Below are 17,067 nucleotides of genomic sequence, written 5' to 3' on the forward strand. Positions count from 1 at the left end.
GGAAATGACGAGCAAGACCTCGCCGCCGGCCTCCGCACCAGCCTCAGGGACCGGCCTTCGGGGGGCCACGGCCACCTGGATGGCCGACGCCGCCCGTGCGGAGCAGGGCGGAGGTCCCTCCGGCATTGAACGGCAGCACCGACACGGGCGCCTCACCGCGCGCGAGCGCATTGATCGGCTGGTCGATCCCGGTGCTCCGCGCCTTGAGTGCGGGCTTCTCTCCGCCTGGGGCATGTATCGCGACTACGGCGGAGCGCCAGCCGCGGGCGTGGTCACTCTGCTTTCGGTGGTTGCGGGCAAGCCCGCGATGATCATCGCGAATGATGCGACGGTGAAGGCCGGCGCCTTCTTCCCGATGACCTGCAAGAAGATCATCCGTGCCCAGATGATCGCGGAGCGCGCGCATCTTCCGCTCATCTATCTCGTCGACAGCGCCGGTGTCTTTCTGCCGCTTCAAGAGGATGTCTTCCCCGATGCGGATGACTTCGGCAGGATCTTCCGCAACAACGCCGTCTACAGCGGCATGGGCATTCCGCAGATCGCGGCGATCATGGGGAACTGCGTCGCGGGTGGCGGATATCTCCCCGTGCTCTGCGACACGCTGCTGATGACCGAGGGAAGCGGGCTCTATCTCGCGGGTCCGGCGCTCGTCAAGGCGGCGATCGGCCAGGAAGTCTCGAGCGAAGAACTCGGAGGCGCGGCCATGCACGCGCAGATTTCGGGCACCATCGACTTCCGCGAGAAGGATGATCCCGCGTGCCTCGCGAGGCTGCGGCGCCTGATGGAGGACAACCTCGCGGCCCGGCGCCTTGTGGAGCCGCCATTGAAAGTGGTGGCCCCGCGTCGCGCCGCCACCGAGGTCTTCGACATCTTCAAGAGTGAGCCGGGCCAGCAGTACGACATGGTCGAACTGCTTGCCTCGATCGTCGATGGCGAGGGCTTCGACGAGTATCGCGCGGAGTACGGGCAATCACTCGTCTGCGCCTTCGCTCGGATCGGCGGCGTGCCCTGCGGCATTGTGGCCAACCAGAAGCAGCTCACGCGGCGCTCCATGCCCGGCGGCAAGGCGGGGCCGACCTCGGCCGTGAACATGCCCGCGGTCATCTATGACGACAGCGCCGACAAGGCGGCACGCTTCATCATGGATTGCAATCAGCAGCGGCTGCCGCTCCTCTTCGTGCATGACACCACCGGATTCATGGTGGGGCGCGACAGTGAACAGACGGGCATCATCCGATCCGGCGCGAAGATGGTGAATGCGATGGCGAACTCCGTGGTTCCGAAGATCTCGCTCATTGTGGGCGGAAGTTTCGGGGCGGGCAACTATGCCATGTGCGGCCGTGCGTTCGATCCCTTCCTGACGCTCGCGTGGCCCGGTGCCAAGTGCAGCGTGATGGGCGCTGGTCAGGCTGCCAACACGCTCCTCCAGATTGACCTCGCCGCGCGGGAGCGCAAGGGAGAGAAGATCGATGATGCCATGCGCGCGAGCCTGCTCGCGGCGATCACCGCCAGCTACAACGAGCAGCAGGACATCCGCTACGGCGAGAGCCGAGGGTGGGTGGATCGCATCATCGACCCCGCTCGAACGCGAGACGAACTCATCTTCGCGATGCGGCTTGCGCTGATGGCGCCGAGCGATCGGCCCTATCGCACCGGCGTGCTCCAGACATGACGAGGCCGCGCGACGCCGACGCATCTCGGCCGGGGGTGTCCGCAGTCCCGGCAGCGCCCCGCGCCGAGCGGGAGATCGTCGCGGCGACAGGGAACCCGCACAAGCTCGAGGAGATCCGCGCCGTCCTCGAGCCCCTCGGCGTCAGGGTGCTCTCCCTCGCCGAAGCGGGCGATGCCGGGGGGGAACCCGATGAGACGGGAGCGACCTTCCGCGAGAACGCGGCGATCAAGGCGCGGGATTACGCCGCGCGGCTCGGGCGCGTGGTGCTGGCCGATGACTCGGGGCTCGAAGTTGATGCGCTCGACGGCGAGCCCGGTGTCCACTCGGCGCACTGGGCCGGGCGCGAAGGGTCGCGCGCCGATCGCGATGCACGGAACAACGAGCGCCTGCTTCGCGCGCTCGTCGGTGTTCCATCGGAGCGGCGCACGGCCCGGTTCATCTGTGCGCTGTGCATGGCCGATGCGAACGGGGTGATCCTGCTCGAAGCGATGGGGGCGGTCGAGGGCGTCATTGCGGATGCGCCGCGCGGAGCGCATGGCTTCGGCTATGACCCGCTCTTCGTCGTGCGCGGGCTCGGCCGGACGAGTGCGGAACTTTCAGCCGGGGAGAAGAACGAGATCAGCCATCGAGGCCGCGCCCTGCGCGACTTTGCGCAGCGATGGTCGGAGCGAGTGTCGCTTCCGGGCTGAGCGTCTCGCGCCGCCCATGGGGGCGCAGCTCCCTCCATACACTTCATCGTCATGGGATTGCCTCTCCAGGTCCTGCCGCTGCCCGTTCAGCGCTACTCCTGTCACGGGTGCGGCGACTGCTGCCGGGACTTCACCGTGCAGCTTTCACCGGAGGATCTCGCCCGACTTGAGAGGCAGGGGTGGCGGGAGCGACTGGGTGAGCCGGTGACCGTCGAGTTCCAGGGGCAGGCCTTTCTGCGACAGCGTGACGATGGTGCGTGCATCTTTCTGATGGACAACGGCCTCTGCCGCGTGCACTCGGAGTTCGGCTTCGACGAGAAGCCGCTCGCCTGTCGCGTCTTTCCCTTCTCGCTGGCGCCGGGGCCGCGCGCGGCGATGGCCGGTATCAACTTCGCGTGCCAGTCGGTGCGGCAGAGTCGCGGCGCGGCGCTTCCAAGCCACATGGAGTCCCTTCGCGACTTCCAGGGGGCGCTGCCGGAAGCGCGGCGCGCCTCGGTCATTCGCCTCTCCGGCAAGCTCGTGGCCGATGAGGGCGAAGTTGATGCGCTCATCGCGGCCATTGATGGCTGGCTTACCCGACTCGAAGAGCCCTTCGAAGTCCGTCTTGACGGCCTCGCGTGGATCGCGCAGCAGCTCATGGCGGCGAAACTCGACACCGTGCGGGGCCGGCGCTTCGAGGAACTGCTCGACCTGCTCGTGGGGGCGCTGCCGGATGAGCTTCTGCATCTTCCGATCGAAGCGCCGTCACGACGACAGATGTCCCTGCTGCGGCAGGCGGTCTTCGCGCGTACGGAGGATCCGAAGATCCCCGAGATCTCGCGGCGCGGCCGCCTGCGCACAGTGCTCTCACAGCTCTGGCGCAGTCGGCGCTTCTCGCGGGGCAAGGGCGTCATTCCGCCGATCGGTCTCGCGTGGCCGCGCGGCGGCCGGCTGGAGCGCGTTGCGGCGCTTCCCGGTGCGGCCCGCGGACCCGACGCGGAGGCCATTGAAGAACTCATGACGCGCTGGCTTCGCGCCACCATTCTCGGCGGTCGCGCGTGGGGCTCGGGCTTCTACGGCTGGCCGATGACCGAGGGACTCGGCGCGTTGATCGTGAATCTCGCCTCGCTCGGGTGGCTTGCGCGGGCCCATGCGGTGGCCGAGGGCGCACCCGCCGTGCGACTCGCGGATGTCTCGGCGGCACTCGGGCGCATCGATCGAAGCGCCGGGCGCGCGCGGTGGCTGGGAGGAAGCGCCGAGCGATTGCGGCTCGAGTACTTCGCTCGTCACGATGGCCTGCGGCGTCTTACGCGCGAGCTCTGGTTTGCTTCGCCCGCTTCCAGCGCCCCGCCAACATGATGAGCGCCACGGCGCCGGCCGGCAGCGCCACGGCGAGTTCCGCTGCGCTCTCGATGACCGCGAGCTGACTCGTTCGAGCGACGAGGTCTTCTCCGTCGCCGCCGAGCATTCGCGCAGCGACGAAGGCCACGGTCGCCTCACGGAAGCCAAGTCGACCAAGGGGATTCAGCGTGACCGCCATCGCGGCCATCGCGAGCATGAAGCTCTGGCTGGCGGAGAGCTCCATGCCGAGGATGCGCACCACGATCATCATGCGAAGGGCCCAGAGGCCGAGGTCGATCGAGCGAACCACCAGCGATCCCCAGAGGGCGACGGGATCGGTGACCACCCGTTCGAGCCCGCCCGATCGCTGTTGCACGAAGCGTCGCCCGAGGAGCGCCGGCGCGGCGATGCCTCCGACGAGAATCAGCCCGAGCGTGACCCCGAGCATGCCCAGGCCCAGGGCGCCGAAGAGGAGCGCTGCCGCAATGGCCGCCCCCAGCGGCACCACGACCGTGTACGCGATGCTTGCAAACCACGCGGCGACCTCGCGCAAGCGCATGTGATCGACCCGCAGGTGCCATGCGAGGCGCACAAAGACGCCCAGCCTGACGGGGGCATAGTTGAAGAGCGCCGCGACTGCGTTGACCCACTGCAACTCCATGAACCCCAGTCGGCGAAGGGGCTGCACGGCAATCCAGAAGATGGCACCATTGAGCGCGAGGCTGATCGCGCTGCACGCCAGAAGCACGGCGACCAGCGCCGGATCGGCGGCGCGGAGGCGCTGCCACGCGGCGGGATCCTGCATCGCGCGAACGACGAGCCAGATGATGAGCGCCGCACCAAGGGCGAAGCCGATCGATTGCAGGAGCAGCCGGCGCCACGCGAAGACTTGGCGCTTCGTCTCCTCCAATTCCGCTTCGATCTCCTCGGGAGCCGCCTCCGGAAGTTCCTCGGGATCGGAGCGGGCTTCGCCGTCGTGGTTGCTCATCGATCGCCCTTCGTCACCCGGCCGCCATGGCGAGGACGACCCTTGAAGCGCTCGCGCATCATCACCCAGCAGGCACGGACACCATCGCGCCATCCGATCTTCTTCCCGGCCGCGAAGCCGCGCGGGTTGTAGTGCACGGGCACCTCGGCGATCTCCGCGCCTTCGCGGGCGAGGACCGCGGTGAGTTGTGGTTCGATGCCGAAGCGATCCTCGGTGAGCTGCGGCAGTACGCGCCGAAGAAGGGGAACCGGAAGAAGCTTGTAGCAGCACTCCATGTCGCCGATGCGATAGCCGGTCGCGAAGTTGCTGATGCGAGTGAGGGCGCGGTTCGCGCCTCGATGGAGCCGCCGGACCAGCGTGCCTCCATCCATCGACAGCCAGCGATTGCCGTAGACCGCGCCGTGGCCGCCGGGCGGAAGCGCCTCAAGCAGCGAGGCAAAGTCGCCGGGGTCGTACTCGAGATCGGCGTCCTGGATGATCACGGCGTCGGCATCATCGGCGGAGCGCTCGAGCACGCGCCGAAAGCCCGTTCGCAGCGCCGCACCCTTGCCGCGATTGATGAGATGGGTCAGCACATCGAGGCGTCCGGGCGAGCCGCGATGGGCCTCGCTGAGGCGCTCGGCCGCGCTGCGGGTCGCCACCGCGCTGGCATCATCGACGAGCACGATCGACAGCGACCATGCCGATGGAAGCGAGGTCGCCAGCACGCGCTGCACGCACTGCTCCAGCGTCTCCGGTTCGTTGAAGACGGGAATGACGCAGAAGAGCACCGGCACGCGCGCGGTCCGGGGACTTCGTCAGCCGGCCTGCGGTGGCTGACCGATCGACTGCCTCATCTGGGTGTCCGCCTGCACATTCTGCATGCGGTAGTAGTCCATGACACCGAGCTTGCCTGTTCGGAGGGCATCAGCCAGAGCCTTGGGCACATCGGCCTCGGCCAGGACCACCAGGGCCCGGTTCTTCTGCGCCTCGGCCTGGAACTCCGCCTCGAGCGCCACGGCGGCTGCACGCCGCTGTTCGGCTTGGGCCTGGAAGCGCTTGCTGTCGGCCTCGGCCTGTGCGGTCTGGAGATTCGCGCCGATGTTGTCGCCGACATCGATCTCAGCAATGTCGATCGAGAGGATCTCGAAGGCCGTGCCGGAGTCGAGACCCTGGGCAAGCACGGTCTTCGAGATGCGGTCGGGGTGCTCGAGCACCGCCTTGTGACTCTCGCTCGCACCGATGGTCGCCACAATGCCCTGACCGACGCGGGCCACGATCGTCTCCTCGGTGGCACCACCGACGAGCCGCGCGATCGCCGTGCGCACTGTGACTCGCGCTCGCACGCGAAGCTGAATGCCGTCTTGGGCCACGCCGTCGAGGGTGGCCTTGCCGCTGGCGGGATTGGGGCAATCGATGACCTTCGGGTCGACACTCGTGCGCACCGCTTCGAGAATGTCTCGACCGGCGAGATCGATGGCCGTGGCACGATCCCATCCGAGGTCGATCTTCGCCTTGTCGGCCGCAATCATGGCCCGGATGACACGATCCACCCGGCCGCCAGCCAGATAGTGCGCTTCGAGGAGGTTCGTCGGCACATCGAGCCCCGCCTTCCGCGCGGAGATTCGATTGAGGACGATGACCCCGGGGGGAACCTTGCGAAGTCGCATCATCACGAGGTCGATGAGTCGGACCTTGGCGCCGGAGAGCCACGCCTGCACCCAGAGCTGGATGTACTGGGCGATGATGATGAAGAAGATGAGGCCGACAACACCGGCCACGATGAGCGTGACCAGCAGCCAGGTCGGCATGGCCGACTTCCCGGCGGCAGCCTGAGCAAGCAGGAATGGATGAATCGTCATGACCGCTTCAGCCTAGCAAAGCAGGAAGCGGGGGGTTCGCCCCCGGAGTCAGCCGACGGCCCGGACCTTGATCTGGTCATCGAGCACATCAACCACGACCACTCGTTGGCCCGCGTCAATAAACCCCGACTCGGCCAGCGCATCGACGCGCTGACCGGCAATGCGCACAAAGCCGACGGGACGCAAGGGCGTCACGACATCGCCCTCGGCGCCGATCAACTTGCGCAGTTGTTCCAGTCGAAGGGCATTCGGTCGCAACGACGGAGGCCGATCGGCTTCCGCGTCGACGGCGTCTTCGAGAATCATCTTGCGCGCCAGCGGCGACGCGGACCAGACCTTCAACCCGAAGACGATGACCGCCGGCGCACCGGCTGCGTAGATTGACGCGGCGGCGATGCCCCAGCGCCAGTCGTGCATGAAGAAGCAGGCGACCGAGGCGACGAGCGACAGGCCGCAGAGTGTCGCCAGAAGTCCGCCGCTGGGAATGAACAGCTCGGCGGCGAAGAGCACGATGCCGACCGCCAGCAGGATGAAGCCAAGGATGAGCCATCGCTCCTCGGATGCACCATCACTTGCGGCGCCGACGGCGAGAAGCAGCAGTGGATTCATGCGGTGTCGCTCTCGACATCGAGTTCGGCGGGGCCCGTCCGCACCACGCGGATCGGCTGGCCTCGCTCAAGGTAGCCCTCGGTCGAGCGCACATCGTAGAGCGTGCCGTCGAAGTCGCCCTTGCCCGCCGGTCGAAGGTCGGTGAAGGCGACTCCGCGGCTTCCCGGCGGCAACGGCGGACGCCGAGAGGGGATCGCAGCGGACCCGTCAGGCGCCGTGCTTGCGCCGGCCCCGGCAAACACCGCTCCACCCGAGGCGACCTCGGCATCGAGCACGGCACCCGCGAGCGCTCGAGGACCTCCCAGCCTTCGCAGAATGGCGGCGCCGATCGCCCCCGCGACCACGGCCGTGCCCAGCGTGCCGGCAATGGCCAGAAGCAATTCGCGCTGGCCCGCGGCTGAGTTGAGCTCGCTCTGGACGAAGACCCCGGCCACGCCGAGCAGAACGAGCATCGCGCCACCAAGCCCGAGAACGAGCGTGCCCGGGAAGAGCGCGACTTCGGCGAGCACGAGCGCGACACCGAGAACGACAATGGCCAGTTGCCACCACTGGGCCAATCCAAGGAGCAGCGGTGCGCCGAGCAGCACCACCAGACATGCGAACGACGCAATGCCGAAGACACCGAAACCCGGCACGGCAAGTTCAACCAGGAAGCAGATCACCATCACCGCCACCAGAATCAATCGCACCGGCGTGCTGATGAGGAAGCGCACGAGCCCCTCGGACCAACTCTCCTGATAGCGCCGCACTTCGGTGGCGCCGAAGAATGCGACCAAGGCGTTGTCATCGGGAATGATGGCCGTTGCCAGACCGAAGGCCACGGCCTCCGGCGTGCGCACCGTGAGCAGACGATCGTCGGAGTCGACCTGCGTGACCAAGCGCCATCGATCGCGTTCGCTTGAGTCCAGTCGAGGTCGCGCGCTGGGGAGTGTCTGCTCAAACTCGATCTGCGCCGCGATCTCCTCGGCGGAGAGTTCCGCAGCGCGCGGACGCCCGCGCGGCGGCGGTGGGCCGAAGAGATCACTGAAGAAGGGGCGCACCGGGCGCCGGTCGAGCCCCGAGACCGCCGGGCTTCCGGCCGCCGTCAGTTGATCCGGGGGCTCCTTGCCGAAGACTTCGCGGTACTCGGCTCGATCAACGAAGACGCGCTCACCCGTTCGGACATCTTCGAGCATCCAGAGCTCGACGCCGACGGCGATGAATGCCTGGACCAGTCGCTCATCCCAGTGATTGCGTCGCGCGCTGTCAATGACCTCGGAGAGAAGCGGGCTCTCGAGCTTGGCTCGCTCCGCCTGCGGCAACTCCATGAGGCCCATGCCCGGGATGAAGGCGATGGGAGCGCTCGCACCGAAGACTGCATCGGGTGTCACGACGATCTCGCGCGCCGCGAGCGCGATCAGTGTTCCCGCGGAGTACGCCGTCGGACGAATCCACGCGACCGTGTTCGGCGGCATCTCCTTCTTGATGAGCCGACAGATGTCGAGCGCCGCGCCGACCTCGCCACCCGGAGTATCGATTTCGATGACGGCGGCATCGAAGCCGTCATTGCGGGCGCGCTCCAGTCGCCGTTCCAGACTGCGAAGCGTGACCGTGTCGATTGGACCGCTGATGGTGAAGATGGCGACGCGCTCGGCCCGGCGCGCCGCAGGCACCGAAGCGGGGGCCGTCATCTCCTGCATGGCATGAGAAAGCACGGCGAGAGCCGCCGCGCCGATGAAGACCCAGAGTCGAATCAGGGACACGCGGCAAGTATAGGTGGCGCCCCACTGACGAAAAGAACACCGCCGGTCGGCTGAGCCGACCGGCGGTGCTGAATTTCCCCTGATGCCTGGCCCAGAGGGTCAGGCGTACCCGGGAGCTCCCGGAGTCAGTCGAACTGCAGCTGATGCGTGGTGCTGCTCTGACTGCCGGTGACGGTGCGAACCACCGTCAGGAAGACATCTCCGCGATTCCGGAACTGAGAGTTCTCAGTCTCCGAGAGGAAGATGTTGTCGAGACCGGTGCCCGGAGGGCAGTTGGCGTCGTTGGGAGGAGAGACCGTCGAACCCTCGGCGCAGCTGATGCCCGTGGGGAAGAAGGTCGTCTCGAAGGCGACATGGTTGTCGTTGTAGCAGATGTTGCCTTCCCAAGAGGTCTTCGGGCCGTGGATCTGGAGGGTGATCGAGTTCGTGTACGCGTTGGTGGTCGTCTGACCATCCTCCACGCCACGGTTTCCGAGCACCGCGAATCCGGAGTCCGAAGTGTTCCGCCAGTGACGATCACGGCGGCTCTCCTTGCGAGCCGAAGCATCACGAGCCATGAGCGGCATGGTCGCGTAGCTCGTGTGGCAGACACCATCGGTCAACTGCGTGCGGAAGTTGTTGCCGAGGCTTCCCGAGCCTGCGCCGCCGTTGGCCGGATCCGGCACATCGCCGTCCCAGTAGGTGTCGTTGGCCGGCTGGTAGGAGGAGTAGTTGTAGTTCGAGCAGACCGCGACGCGGCCGCTGACTTCGGACGGGCTCACCAGGATCTGCGGCGTGAAGAGCTCGCGAGCAATGCACGCCGAGTAGAGGTGAGCGTGGCTGTTCTTCAGCTCATTCGGCAGACCACGGCCGGGGATGATGCCCTGGCGGTTGATCACGCCGGGAAGCGGAAACTCACCACCGCCTTCAGACGCGGCGTGCGTCAGGAAGCCGGTGTGGATCTGCTTGAGCTGCGTGCTGCACTTGGTCTGCCGGGCCGCCGCGCGGGCCTTGCCGAGCGCCGGGAGCAGGATGCCCAAGAGCAGTGCGATGATGGCCATGACCACCAGCAGCTCGATGAGCGTGAATCCTTGGTTGCGATGGGTACGAGTCATCGTGATGTGACCTTTCTTGAAAGTGCTGACCGGGGTCAGTTGGAGGACGGATCAACCACCGGAACGCCAATGGTGCAGCCGGTGATCGTGCCCGGGAAGATGCCCATCCAGGTGTCGCCGGCGCTGTTGGCCACGGGGTTCGTGTTGGCGCTCTGCGACTGGCAGTTGGCCACGCACCCGCGCTTCAGGCAGCCGACCTGCGTGAAGGGCTGGTTGGTGAAGATGTGGTCTCGAGTGCTGCCGAGCGTTCCGCACTCGAAGGTCACGCCTTCCGGCCAGAATGACTTGGTCAGCTCGACATGGTTGTCGGCGAAGACCAGGTTGCCCCACCACTCACGCTTCGGGCCGATGAGCTGGGTGGCGTAGTTGTTGATGGAGCCGTTGACGGGATCGGGATCCCATGCACCGTTGGCGAGCAGCTTGGGAGCGCGGGTGCCCAGCAGGGGGCGGGTCGCGTCCTGGGTGTTGCGCCACTGGGCATCCTTGCGGAGGCCGAAGAGGGCCAGGTGGGCGTAGCTGGTGTTCGAGGTGCCCTGTCCGACGGTGCTGTTGACATTCGCCGTGAAGGTGTTGTCCCAGAAGACATTGTTGCCGGGGTTGAACAGGTTGTAGTTGTACGGCGTGGTTCCGCCCTTGCCCTTCTCAACGACCACGGGGTTGACCTCGGTCGGCCCGATGCAGAGTTCAGGCTTGAAGTATTCCTGGGCAATCATGCATGAGTACAGGTTCTGCGTGTTGTTGGCCGTGGGATCTTCAGTGGTCGGGATCGGGGGATTGACGGTGTTGTCCAGGCAGCGGCGGATGTAGCCGGGCAGCGGAAGGCGGCCGGCCTTGTCCTTGGCTGCGTACGAAAGCATGCCGGTGTGGATCTGCTTGATCTGGGTGGCGTCCTTGGTCTCGCGGGCAGCCTGCTGGGCCTTGGCGAGAGCCGGGAGGAGCAACCCAACCAGCAGAGCGATGATCGCAATGACCACCAGCAGCTCAACGAGCGTGAAGCCTCTGTTGTGGTTCCTCATAAGACTCTTCTCCTGCGTGATGGACCGCACGCACACGGGCGGCTGGACCAAGCCGCGGGTCGAAGCGTCCACACGGCGCTGGCCTGGCGCCGAGGGTCCTTCCGGTCGAACGGAGTCCATGCCACCACATGGCTGCGCTCGAGCGGGTCGAGACGAAGGAATGAATGGGCGACCGTGAGGCGAAGGGCGGGAAACGAACTTGGCTTCCAGCCGATCTCGGAAGGGCCACGCGAACCATGGTCGCTCCGTAATCGGGGCGATGGGAAGCAACTTCTGGGAGTGCTTCAACGCGTGGCACCGAGCCACTTCGCGTCCGGGCAGGAGGCTGTGCCTCGAGCCGTGGTCGCAGGTCAGATTGTCGGCTGCCGCAGACGAATCAGGGTCGGGAATGCCGACGAATCAGAGCGAGATTCCTTCCGGGCGGGATCAATGTCCCGAGCGGACGGTTGGATATTGCTCTGCAGCGAGCCCTTGGCGTTCTCACGCCACGAGTACTCTACGGATCAAGGTTGCGTTTGCAACTCGGCAACTGTGGATTTTTCGTACTTCCTTCGCCCGGCCTTTGGAGTGACAGTCACTTCTATCGGCACCAAGCCCACTTCCGACCATGCCGACCCATTCCGATATCCTCGCCCGCCTATCCGAGCTGGGGCTCGAACTTCCGGCGCCCCCGAAGCCAGTCGCTGCGTACATCCCCTTTGTGCGAGTCGGCCCCCTCATTTTCGTCAGTGGCCAGATCCCCCTGCGGGAGGGTCAGGTGATCTGCCGTGGTCCGGTTCCGGGGACCGCCTCGATCGAGGCGGCCCAGTCGGCAGCGCGGCAGTGCGTCCTGAATGGACTTGCCGTGGTCGCCGATGCGCTCGGTGGAGACCTCGGTCGAGTGCGACGCATGGTGAGACTCGGAGTCTTTGTTCAGTCTGATGATGGCTTCGCCGAGCAGCCGAAGGTTGCCAACGGAGCCAGCGAGTTGCTGCGAGCACTCTTTGGAGATGCGGGAACCCATGCGCGTGCGGCGGTCGGCGTGAACGCGCTGCCGCTGGGAGCATCGGTCGAAGTTGAAATGCTTGTGGAGGCCGACTCATGAGCCAAGGTGGATTGAAGCGACCTCGCTGGAGAGTCCTGATCGCGATTGTGGTCGGGACACCGGTGCTCGCCTTCGGCGCGTGGACGGCGCTCGAGTGGTGGGATCATCGGAGCAGGCATGTTGAACTCCCGCCGCCGCCCCCGACCCATCCACCCCGCCTCGTCCTCGAGCCGGCATCGGTCGATCTCGGGCGCATCTCCCAGTGCGACGGGCTCGTTCGTATCAAGGGGACGATTCGCAACGACTCCGATCAGCCCACGCTGCTCGATGACTGGATTCCAAGCTGCGGATGCACCGGACCGCGTGGTCTGGTTCGGGGCACCACCATCGCGCCCGGCGAGTCGCTCGACTTCGAACTCCTGAGCGACTCATGGGCCACCCCGGGTGAGAAGCGCTACACGCTCGACTTCCGCGAGCGCCACGCTGACGGACTGGTGCGCTTTGAGATCCGGTACATCGTCGAGAGCCCGCTTCACACCGATTCGAACTTCCTCACGCGCATCATCGATGAGGTCTCGCCCCTGGTGGTCAAGTCGCGTGACAATCGGCCCTTCAGGATTCTCTCTTTGGAGCCGCCGCTGGCCGAGATCGACTCCTCTGAGGTGGCCAGCGCGCACACGCTTCGACTCGTTTGGCGTCGGGTTGATCTGGAACTTGGCGACGGTTGGACGGAGCAGGAGCTCAAGATCCACACCGACCGCGAGGATTGCCCGACGCTGTCGGTCAGGCTCGAGTCAGGTCTGCCTGACGGCGTCGCTGAGATCATTCCCTATCAGCCGGTGCCTGTCCCGCAGTGATCGCGGATCAGCCGCTCGGCCGCAGCAGAAGCGCCACGATGACCACGACTGCAAGCACCAGCAGAGTGCTGAGGGTGATGACCAGCGCGGACGATGGCCCGCCGCTATGCCGCACTCGCGTCGGTTCGAGAGCGGCAGGTACCGCCGCGGGAATGGCGCCGAGGTCGAGCGCCGGCTTGGCATGCAGTGGCGGCATCCCCTTCGTGACTGCATCGAGGTCTTCGAGAAGCTCCGCGGCGCTGTGGTAGCGATCACGCGGGTTCTTCGCGAGCATCATTTCGATAATCTGCGCGGTGCCGCCAGTGAGCTGCGGGTTCACATGGTCCGGCGGGACGAGTTCCGCCTTCAGGTGCTTGTGCATCACCTCGGAGGGGTTCTTTCCTTCAAAGGGAAGGCGACCCGTGACCATGTGATAGAAGGTCGCGCCGAGGCCGTAGATGTCCGCGGGCGGTCCGATGTCCACCTGTCCCCGGACCTGCTCCGGTGAGATGTAGTAGGGCGTGCCATAAGCCTTGCCCGCCTCGGCTTCAGCGGCTTCCTTGTCGCTGACCGCCCGCGCGAGGCCGAGGTCGGCCAGTTTCACCACGCCGGAACGGCTCAGCATGATGTTCTTCGGCTTGATGTCGCGGTGGATGAAGCCCTGCGCATGGGCGTGCTTCAGAGCCATCGCGACCTGCCGGACGATTTCGATCGCGTCGGACTCCTTGAAGCGCTTGTGCCGGACGAGGCGGTCGTAGACCGTCTCGCCGTCGACATACTCCATCACGAAGAAGTGGCTGTCGCCCGCCTGGCCGACATCGTACGCCTGCACCACATGCTGGTCGTTCAGCCTCGCCGCCGCCCGGCCCTCCTTGTAGAAGCGCTCGATGAACTTGGGATCATTCGAGAACTTCTTGGGAAGGAGCTTGATCGCCACCAGGCGATCGAGGCTCAACTGCTTGGCGAGGTACACGGTGGCCATTGCACCAGCGCCGAGCTTGCGAATGACTTTGTAGCCGGGCAAGCGCTGCTGGCTGCGCTCCGCTTCGAGTTCGCCGCGAAGTCGATCGAGCTGGCTGCGCGTCACGAAGGCGCGGTCGATCAGGAGATCGGAGAGAGCGCTGCCGGGGTTCTGCTTCTGAAGATCGCGGCACGCTTCGACTTCTTCGGAAGCGGCGAGTCCGCGATCGACCACGATCTTGCCGAGGAGCGTCTCGAAGCCGCTCGAGCGGGAGCCTTCACCGGAACCTGTCCCTCCCATGCTGCCTGACATGCTTCCCGCTGCAGGTGGCGTGGACGCGGGCGCATCACCGGACTCTGCTCGGCTCCCGGCGGCACCGGAGTCGGGACGCCGTTCCGACGAAGAAGTGCTTCGCTCCCCCGGAGCGCGCGTGCGCGGCTGCGGATCGTCGGATGTGTTGGGTGGACTCACGGCAACTCTTCAGGCAACGGGGACTGCGGAGAGATTCAACTATACTTTCCTTCGCTGCCAAGATGCGAACGGAGCCGCGACGGATCCTTCTCCTCCGCCCGAGCGCTCTCGGCGATGTCTGCCGAACGGCGCCGGTCCTCGCCTCGCTGCGAGCCCACTGGCCTCGGGCGCATATTGACTGGCTGGTTCAGGATTCGTTCGCCGACGCGGTGCGGTCTCATCCTTCCCTGAATGAAGTTGTCCTCTTTCGCAGGCAGGGGTTTCGCGGACCTTGGCGGCCCCGGGTGGCATGGAACCTCACGCGCTGGCTTTTCGACCTGCGGAAGCGCAAGTATGACCTTGTCTTCGACCTCCAGGGGCTCGGGCGAAGCGGACTCTTTGCGCTCTTCACTCTGGCGCCGTGGCGCGTCGGGTTCAGGGACGCGCGGGAGTTGGGATGGCTTGGTGTCAATGTGCATGTGGAGCGAGGCGAGCGAAGGCACACGGTCGACCAGATGCTGCACCTCGTCGAGTCGCAGGGTGTGCGCCGGGTCGCCGACCTTCGCCTGCATCCGCCGCCGGAGCGGGTGGAATCGTGGCACGCCCTGCGTCGGGATCTTTCGCTTCAAGGTCCATTCGCAGTCCTTGCACCGACGAGTCGATGGCGCTGCAAGCAGTGGCCCGCGGAGCGGTGGGCGGAGTTGGCGAGTCGGGTGTTGGCCCGCGGAGGCGTGGAGCGTGTCGTCGTAGTGGGTGCTCCTGGTGAGGAAGCGCAGACGCGCTGGGCTCGCGATGTGGAACAGTGCGTCGATCTCTGCGGTCGGCTGCGCGTGGGCGAGACCATGGCGGTCATTCAGGATGCGGCGGTGCTCGTCGCGAATGACTCCGCGCCGCTGCACATGGCGGTCGGTCTAGGCACGCCCTATGTCGGTCTCTTCGGTCCCACTGACCCGGAGCGCGTCGGACCCTACCGCGGCGAGCGATGGGTGGTGCGGGCGTCGCTTGATGCGGATGAGCGCCGACGCAGCTACCGCGCGCTCGGTGATGATGATTCGATCATGCGGCGGATCGAGGCGGCCGAGGTCTTCGAGCGGCTTGCGCAGGCCATGGAATCGAGAGCGTGGTTCTTGCGCGTGGCGGAGGGAGTCGAGTGAGTCGTCCGAAGGTCATCCTCGCGAGCGCGAGCCCGAGGCGCAAGCTGCTTCTTGAATCGATCGGCGCGGAGGTTCGCGTCATGCCGCCCGCGATCGACGATGCGATGGCGCCGATTTCAGAGCGAGCGGTCTCGCGCCTGGTTGAGGCGTTGGCCTGGTTCAAGGCAGCGCAGGTGCTCGGCGAGGGCGCGATGGGTGAAGCAGAGCAGGGGGCGCAGTGGCTCGTGGCCGCGGACACGATCTGCGTGGTGGATGGTCGACGCCTCGGGAAGCCTGCATCCGCCGACGAAGCGGCCGCCATGATCAAGGCGATGGCCGGGCGCCGACACGAGGTGATCACCGGCGTCGCGCTCGTGGCGCTCCCCGGGCACTCGCGTCGCATCTTTCACGATCGATCCGAGGTCATCATCGGCGAGATCAGTGACGCGCACCTTCGTGAACATCTTGAACAGGATGGGTGGCGCGGGCGAGCGGGTGGTTACAACTTCGCCGAGGTGCGTGATCGGGGCTGGCCGATCTCCTGCCAGGGTGATCCTTCGACGGTCATGGGACTGCCGCTTCGGTTGCTTGAACCGATGCTGAGTGCGGCGCCTCGCCGGAACTTCGACGCGGGACGGAGCGCGTGACTCACGGAGCGTCCGCTCGGCCGTGGCTTGCGCCGCTCGGGTGGGCCTATGGCGCAGCGGTCGAAGTCGCGCGGCGATGGCGGCAGTCCATCGGCGGTGTCACGCGATTGGACATTCCCGTGGTGAGCGTGGGCAATCTCACCGTCGGGGGGACTGGCAAGGGGCCCGTGGTGCGTTGGGTGGTTGAGCGCCTCATGGCGCGCGGGGCGCATCCCGCGATCGCGCTGCGCGGCTATCGCGCCGGGCCGCAGGGAAGTGACGAAGCGCTTGAACACGCCGAGCTTCTCCCGGGTGTGCCGCTGTCGGTCGGCGCCGATCGGATCCGCGCGATCGGCGAAGTGCGCAGCGCGCATCGGGAGATTGACTGCGTGGTCCTCGATGATGGCTTTCAACATTGGCGCCTGGCGCGGGACCTTGACCTTGTGCTCATTGATGCGACGAGGCCGGGACTCGACGAAGCGATGCTTCCCGCTGGCTCCCGCCGCGAGTGGCGCTCCGCCCTTCGCCGTGCCGACGGGGTGATCGTCACCCGCGCGGAGCGCGTCGATGAGGAACTCGCCCTGCGGATCCTGAAGCGGCACGGGCGGGAGCCGCTTGCGTGGTGTCATCACGCCTGGAGCGTGGTGCGCGTGTTCGACCGTGGCGTGGAGAGCCGCGAAGGCTCGGAGTGGTTCGCAGGCCGTCGCGTGGGGCTTGTGGCTGGCATCGGGAATCCTGAGGCGTTCATGGGGCAAGTGACTTCGGCGGGTGCGAAAGCGCAGTGGCTTCTTCGCGGCCGCGATCATGCGGCGTTCGACGAGGCTTCCGTGAAGGTCATCCTCCGCGCCGCGGATGAGGCGAAGGTCGACGCGATCGTCACCACGCTCAAGGATTGGGTGAAGCTTGGACCGCTTCTCCTGCGCCGCGCAGGGGAAGCGGGCGCCGGCCTGCGTCCTCTTGCAGTCCCCATCGCCGAGGTGAAGTTCATCTCCGGGGAGTCAACGGTCATCGATCGGATCCACGCGGTCCTCCGAGGACGCGGGAGCGCCGGCCGCGGCGAGTAGAC

Annotated in this window: 16 protein-coding genes; 8 read left to right on the plus strand and 8 right to left on the minus strand. The window is 66.3% G+C overall.

What is annotated here, in order from left to right; translation table 11 throughout:
* The first annotated feature begins 4 nt into the window (after window positions 1–4).
* From KF724_06665 to KF724_06675, 3 genes are read left to right on the plus strand one after another with little or no spacing between them, the layout of a single operon-like run.
* On the plus strand, window positions 5–1,672 hold the full coding sequence (locus tag KF724_06665; protein ID MBX3355363.1) for an acyl-CoA carboxylase subunit beta: 1,668 nt from the start codon (window positions 5–7) through the stop codon (window positions 1,670–1,672).
* Window positions 1,669–2,361, plus strand: a complete 693-nt coding sequence (gene rdgB, locus KF724_06670; GenBank protein MBX3355364.1) for an RdgB/HAM1 family non-canonical purine NTP pyrophosphatase — start codon at window positions 1,669–1,671, stop codon at window positions 2,359–2,361. Before KF724_06665 ends, rdgB begins: the two co-directional genes overlap by 4 nt.
* Window positions 2,362–2,412: 51 nt before the next feature.
* Window positions 2,413–3,699: a YkgJ family cysteine cluster protein gene (locus KF724_06675; GenBank protein ID MBX3355365.1), complete on the plus strand. Its 1,287-nt coding sequence runs from the start codon at window positions 2,413–2,415 to the stop codon at window positions 3,697–3,699.
* Here the strand turns inward: KF724_06675 and KF724_06680 are convergent.
* The 7 genes from KF724_06680 to KF724_06710 all read right to left on the minus strand — a co-directional run bounded on the left by KF724_06680 (window position 3,647) and on the right by KF724_06710 (window position 10,971).
* Entirely contained in the window at window positions 3,647–4,669 is a 1,023-nt protein-coding gene (locus KF724_06680; GenBank protein ID MBX3355366.1) for a flippase-like domain-containing protein, read from the minus strand. The two genes, KF724_06675 and KF724_06680, sit on opposite strands and share 53 nt — an antisense overlap.
* Window positions 4,666–5,445, minus strand: coding sequence for a glycosyltransferase family 2 protein (locus KF724_06685; protein MBX3355367.1), 780 nt, complete (start codon window positions 5,443–5,445; stop codon window positions 4,666–4,668). The genes KF724_06680 and KF724_06685 overlap by 4 nt, the downstream gene beginning before the upstream one ends.
* Before the next feature lie 21 nt (window positions 5,446–5,466).
* Complete coding sequence (gene floA, locus KF724_06690) at window positions 5,467–6,459, minus strand: flotillin-like protein FloA (protein MBX3355368.1); 993 nt, start codon at window positions 6,457–6,459, stop codon at window positions 5,467–5,469.
* A gap of 99 nt (window positions 6,460–6,558) precedes the next feature.
* A complete protein-coding gene (locus KF724_06695) occupies window positions 6,559–7,119 on the minus strand; it encodes a hypothetical protein (protein ID MBX3355369.1) in 561 nt (186 codons plus the stop codon).
* Entirely contained in the window at window positions 7,116–8,861 is a 1,746-nt protein-coding gene (locus KF724_06700; protein MBX3355370.1) for a hypothetical protein, read from the minus strand. The genes KF724_06695 and KF724_06700 overlap by 4 nt, the downstream gene beginning before the upstream one ends.
* Before the next feature lie 125 nt (window positions 8,862–8,986).
* Window positions 8,987–9,955 (minus strand): type II secretion system protein, encoded by a 969-nt coding sequence (locus KF724_06705; protein MBX3355371.1) that lies wholly within the window; start codon window positions 9,953–9,955, stop codon window positions 8,987–8,989.
* 35 nt (window positions 9,956–9,990) lie between these two features.
* A complete protein-coding gene (locus tag KF724_06710; GenBank protein ID MBX3355372.1) occupies window positions 9,991–10,971 on the minus strand; it encodes a prepilin-type N-terminal cleavage/methylation domain-containing protein in 981 nt (326 codons plus the stop codon).
* Window positions 10,972–11,578: 607 nt separating this feature from the next.
* Here KF724_06710 and KF724_06715 point away from each other — a divergent pair.
* Both KF724_06715 and KF724_06720 read left to right on the plus strand, forming a co-directional pair.
* A complete protein-coding gene (locus tag KF724_06715) occupies window positions 11,579–12,055 on the plus strand; it encodes a RidA family protein (GenBank protein MBX3355373.1) in 477 nt (158 codons plus the stop codon).
* On the plus strand, window positions 12,052–12,852 hold the full coding sequence (locus KF724_06720; protein MBX3355374.1) for a DUF1573 domain-containing protein: 801 nt from the start codon (window positions 12,052–12,054) through the stop codon (window positions 12,850–12,852). Before KF724_06715 ends, KF724_06720 begins: the two co-directional genes overlap by 4 nt.
* 7 nt (window positions 12,853–12,859) lie before the next feature.
* Here KF724_06720 and KF724_06725 read toward each other — a convergent pair whose 3' ends face one another.
* Window positions 12,860–14,092, minus strand: a complete 1,233-nt coding sequence (locus KF724_06725; GenBank protein MBX3355375.1) for a serine/threonine protein kinase — start codon at window positions 14,090–14,092, stop codon at window positions 12,860–12,862.
* 455 nt (window positions 14,093–14,547) lie between these two features.
* On the opposite strand from KF724_06725, the gene KF724_06730 reads away from it, so the two are divergent.
* The 3 genes from KF724_06730 to lpxK are packed head-to-tail and all read left to right on the plus strand — an operon-like array spanning window position 14,548 to window position 17,065.
* On the plus strand, window positions 14,548–15,396 hold the full coding sequence (locus tag KF724_06730) for a glycosyltransferase family 9 protein (protein MBX3355376.1): 849 nt from the start codon (window positions 14,548–14,550) through the stop codon (window positions 15,394–15,396).
* A complete protein-coding gene (locus KF724_06735) occupies window positions 15,393–16,022 on the plus strand; it encodes a Maf-like protein (GenBank protein MBX3355377.1) in 630 nt (209 codons plus the stop codon). The genes KF724_06730 and KF724_06735 overlap by 4 nt, the downstream gene beginning before the upstream one ends.
* Entirely contained in the window at window positions 16,019–17,065 is a 1,047-nt protein-coding gene (lpxK, locus tag KF724_06740; protein ID MBX3355378.1) for a tetraacyldisaccharide 4'-kinase, read from the plus strand. Before KF724_06735 ends, lpxK begins: the two co-directional genes overlap by 4 nt.
* The last annotated feature ends 2 nt before the right edge of the window (window positions 17,066–17,067 follow it).

The sequence above is a fragment of the Phycisphaeraceae bacterium genome (assembly GCA_019636735.1).
In the GTDB taxonomy this organism is placed as follows: domain Bacteria; phylum Planctomycetota; class Phycisphaerae; order Phycisphaerales; family SM1A02; genus VGXK01.

Excerpts from the sequence above, each read along its gene's own strand:
- KF724_06665 (MBX3355363.1), top strand. The coding sequence starts at position 5 with ATGACGAGCAAGACCTCGCCGCCGGCCTCCGCACCAGCCTCAGGGACC.
- rdgB (MBX3355364.1), top strand. The coding sequence starts at position 1,669 with ATGACGAGGCCGCGCGACGCCGACGCATCTCGGCCGGGGGTGTCCGCA.
- KF724_06675 (MBX3355365.1), top strand. The coding sequence starts at position 2,413 with ATGGGATTGCCTCTCCAGGTCCTGCCGCTGCCCGTTCAGCGCTACTCC.
- KF724_06680 (MBX3355366.1), bottom strand. The coding sequence starts at position 4,669 with ATGAGCAACCACGACGGCGAAGCCCGCTCCGATCCCGAGGAACTTCCG.
- floA (MBX3355368.1), bottom strand. The coding sequence starts at position 6,459 with ATGCCGACCTGGCTGCTGGTCACGCTCATCGTGGCCGGTGTTGTCGGC.
- KF724_06695 (MBX3355369.1), bottom strand. The coding sequence starts at position 7,119 with ATGAATCCACTGCTGCTTCTCGCCGTCGGCGCCGCAAGTGATGGTGCA.
- KF724_06705 (MBX3355371.1), bottom strand. The coding sequence starts at position 9,955 with ATGACTCGTACCCATCGCAACCAAGGATTCACGCTCATCGAGCTGCTG.
- KF724_06710 (MBX3355372.1), bottom strand. The coding sequence starts at position 10,971 with ATGAGGAACCACAACAGAGGCTTCACGCTCGTTGAGCTGCTGGTGGTC.
- KF724_06715 (MBX3355373.1), top strand. The coding sequence starts at position 11,579 with ATGCCGACCCATTCCGATATCCTCGCCCGCCTATCCGAGCTGGGGCTC.
- KF724_06720 (MBX3355374.1), top strand. The coding sequence starts at position 12,052 with ATGAGCCAAGGTGGATTGAAGCGACCTCGCTGGAGAGTCCTGATCGCG.
- KF724_06725 (MBX3355375.1), bottom strand. The coding sequence starts at position 14,092 with ATGGGAGGGACAGGTTCCGGTGAAGGCTCCCGCTCGAGCGGCTTCGAG.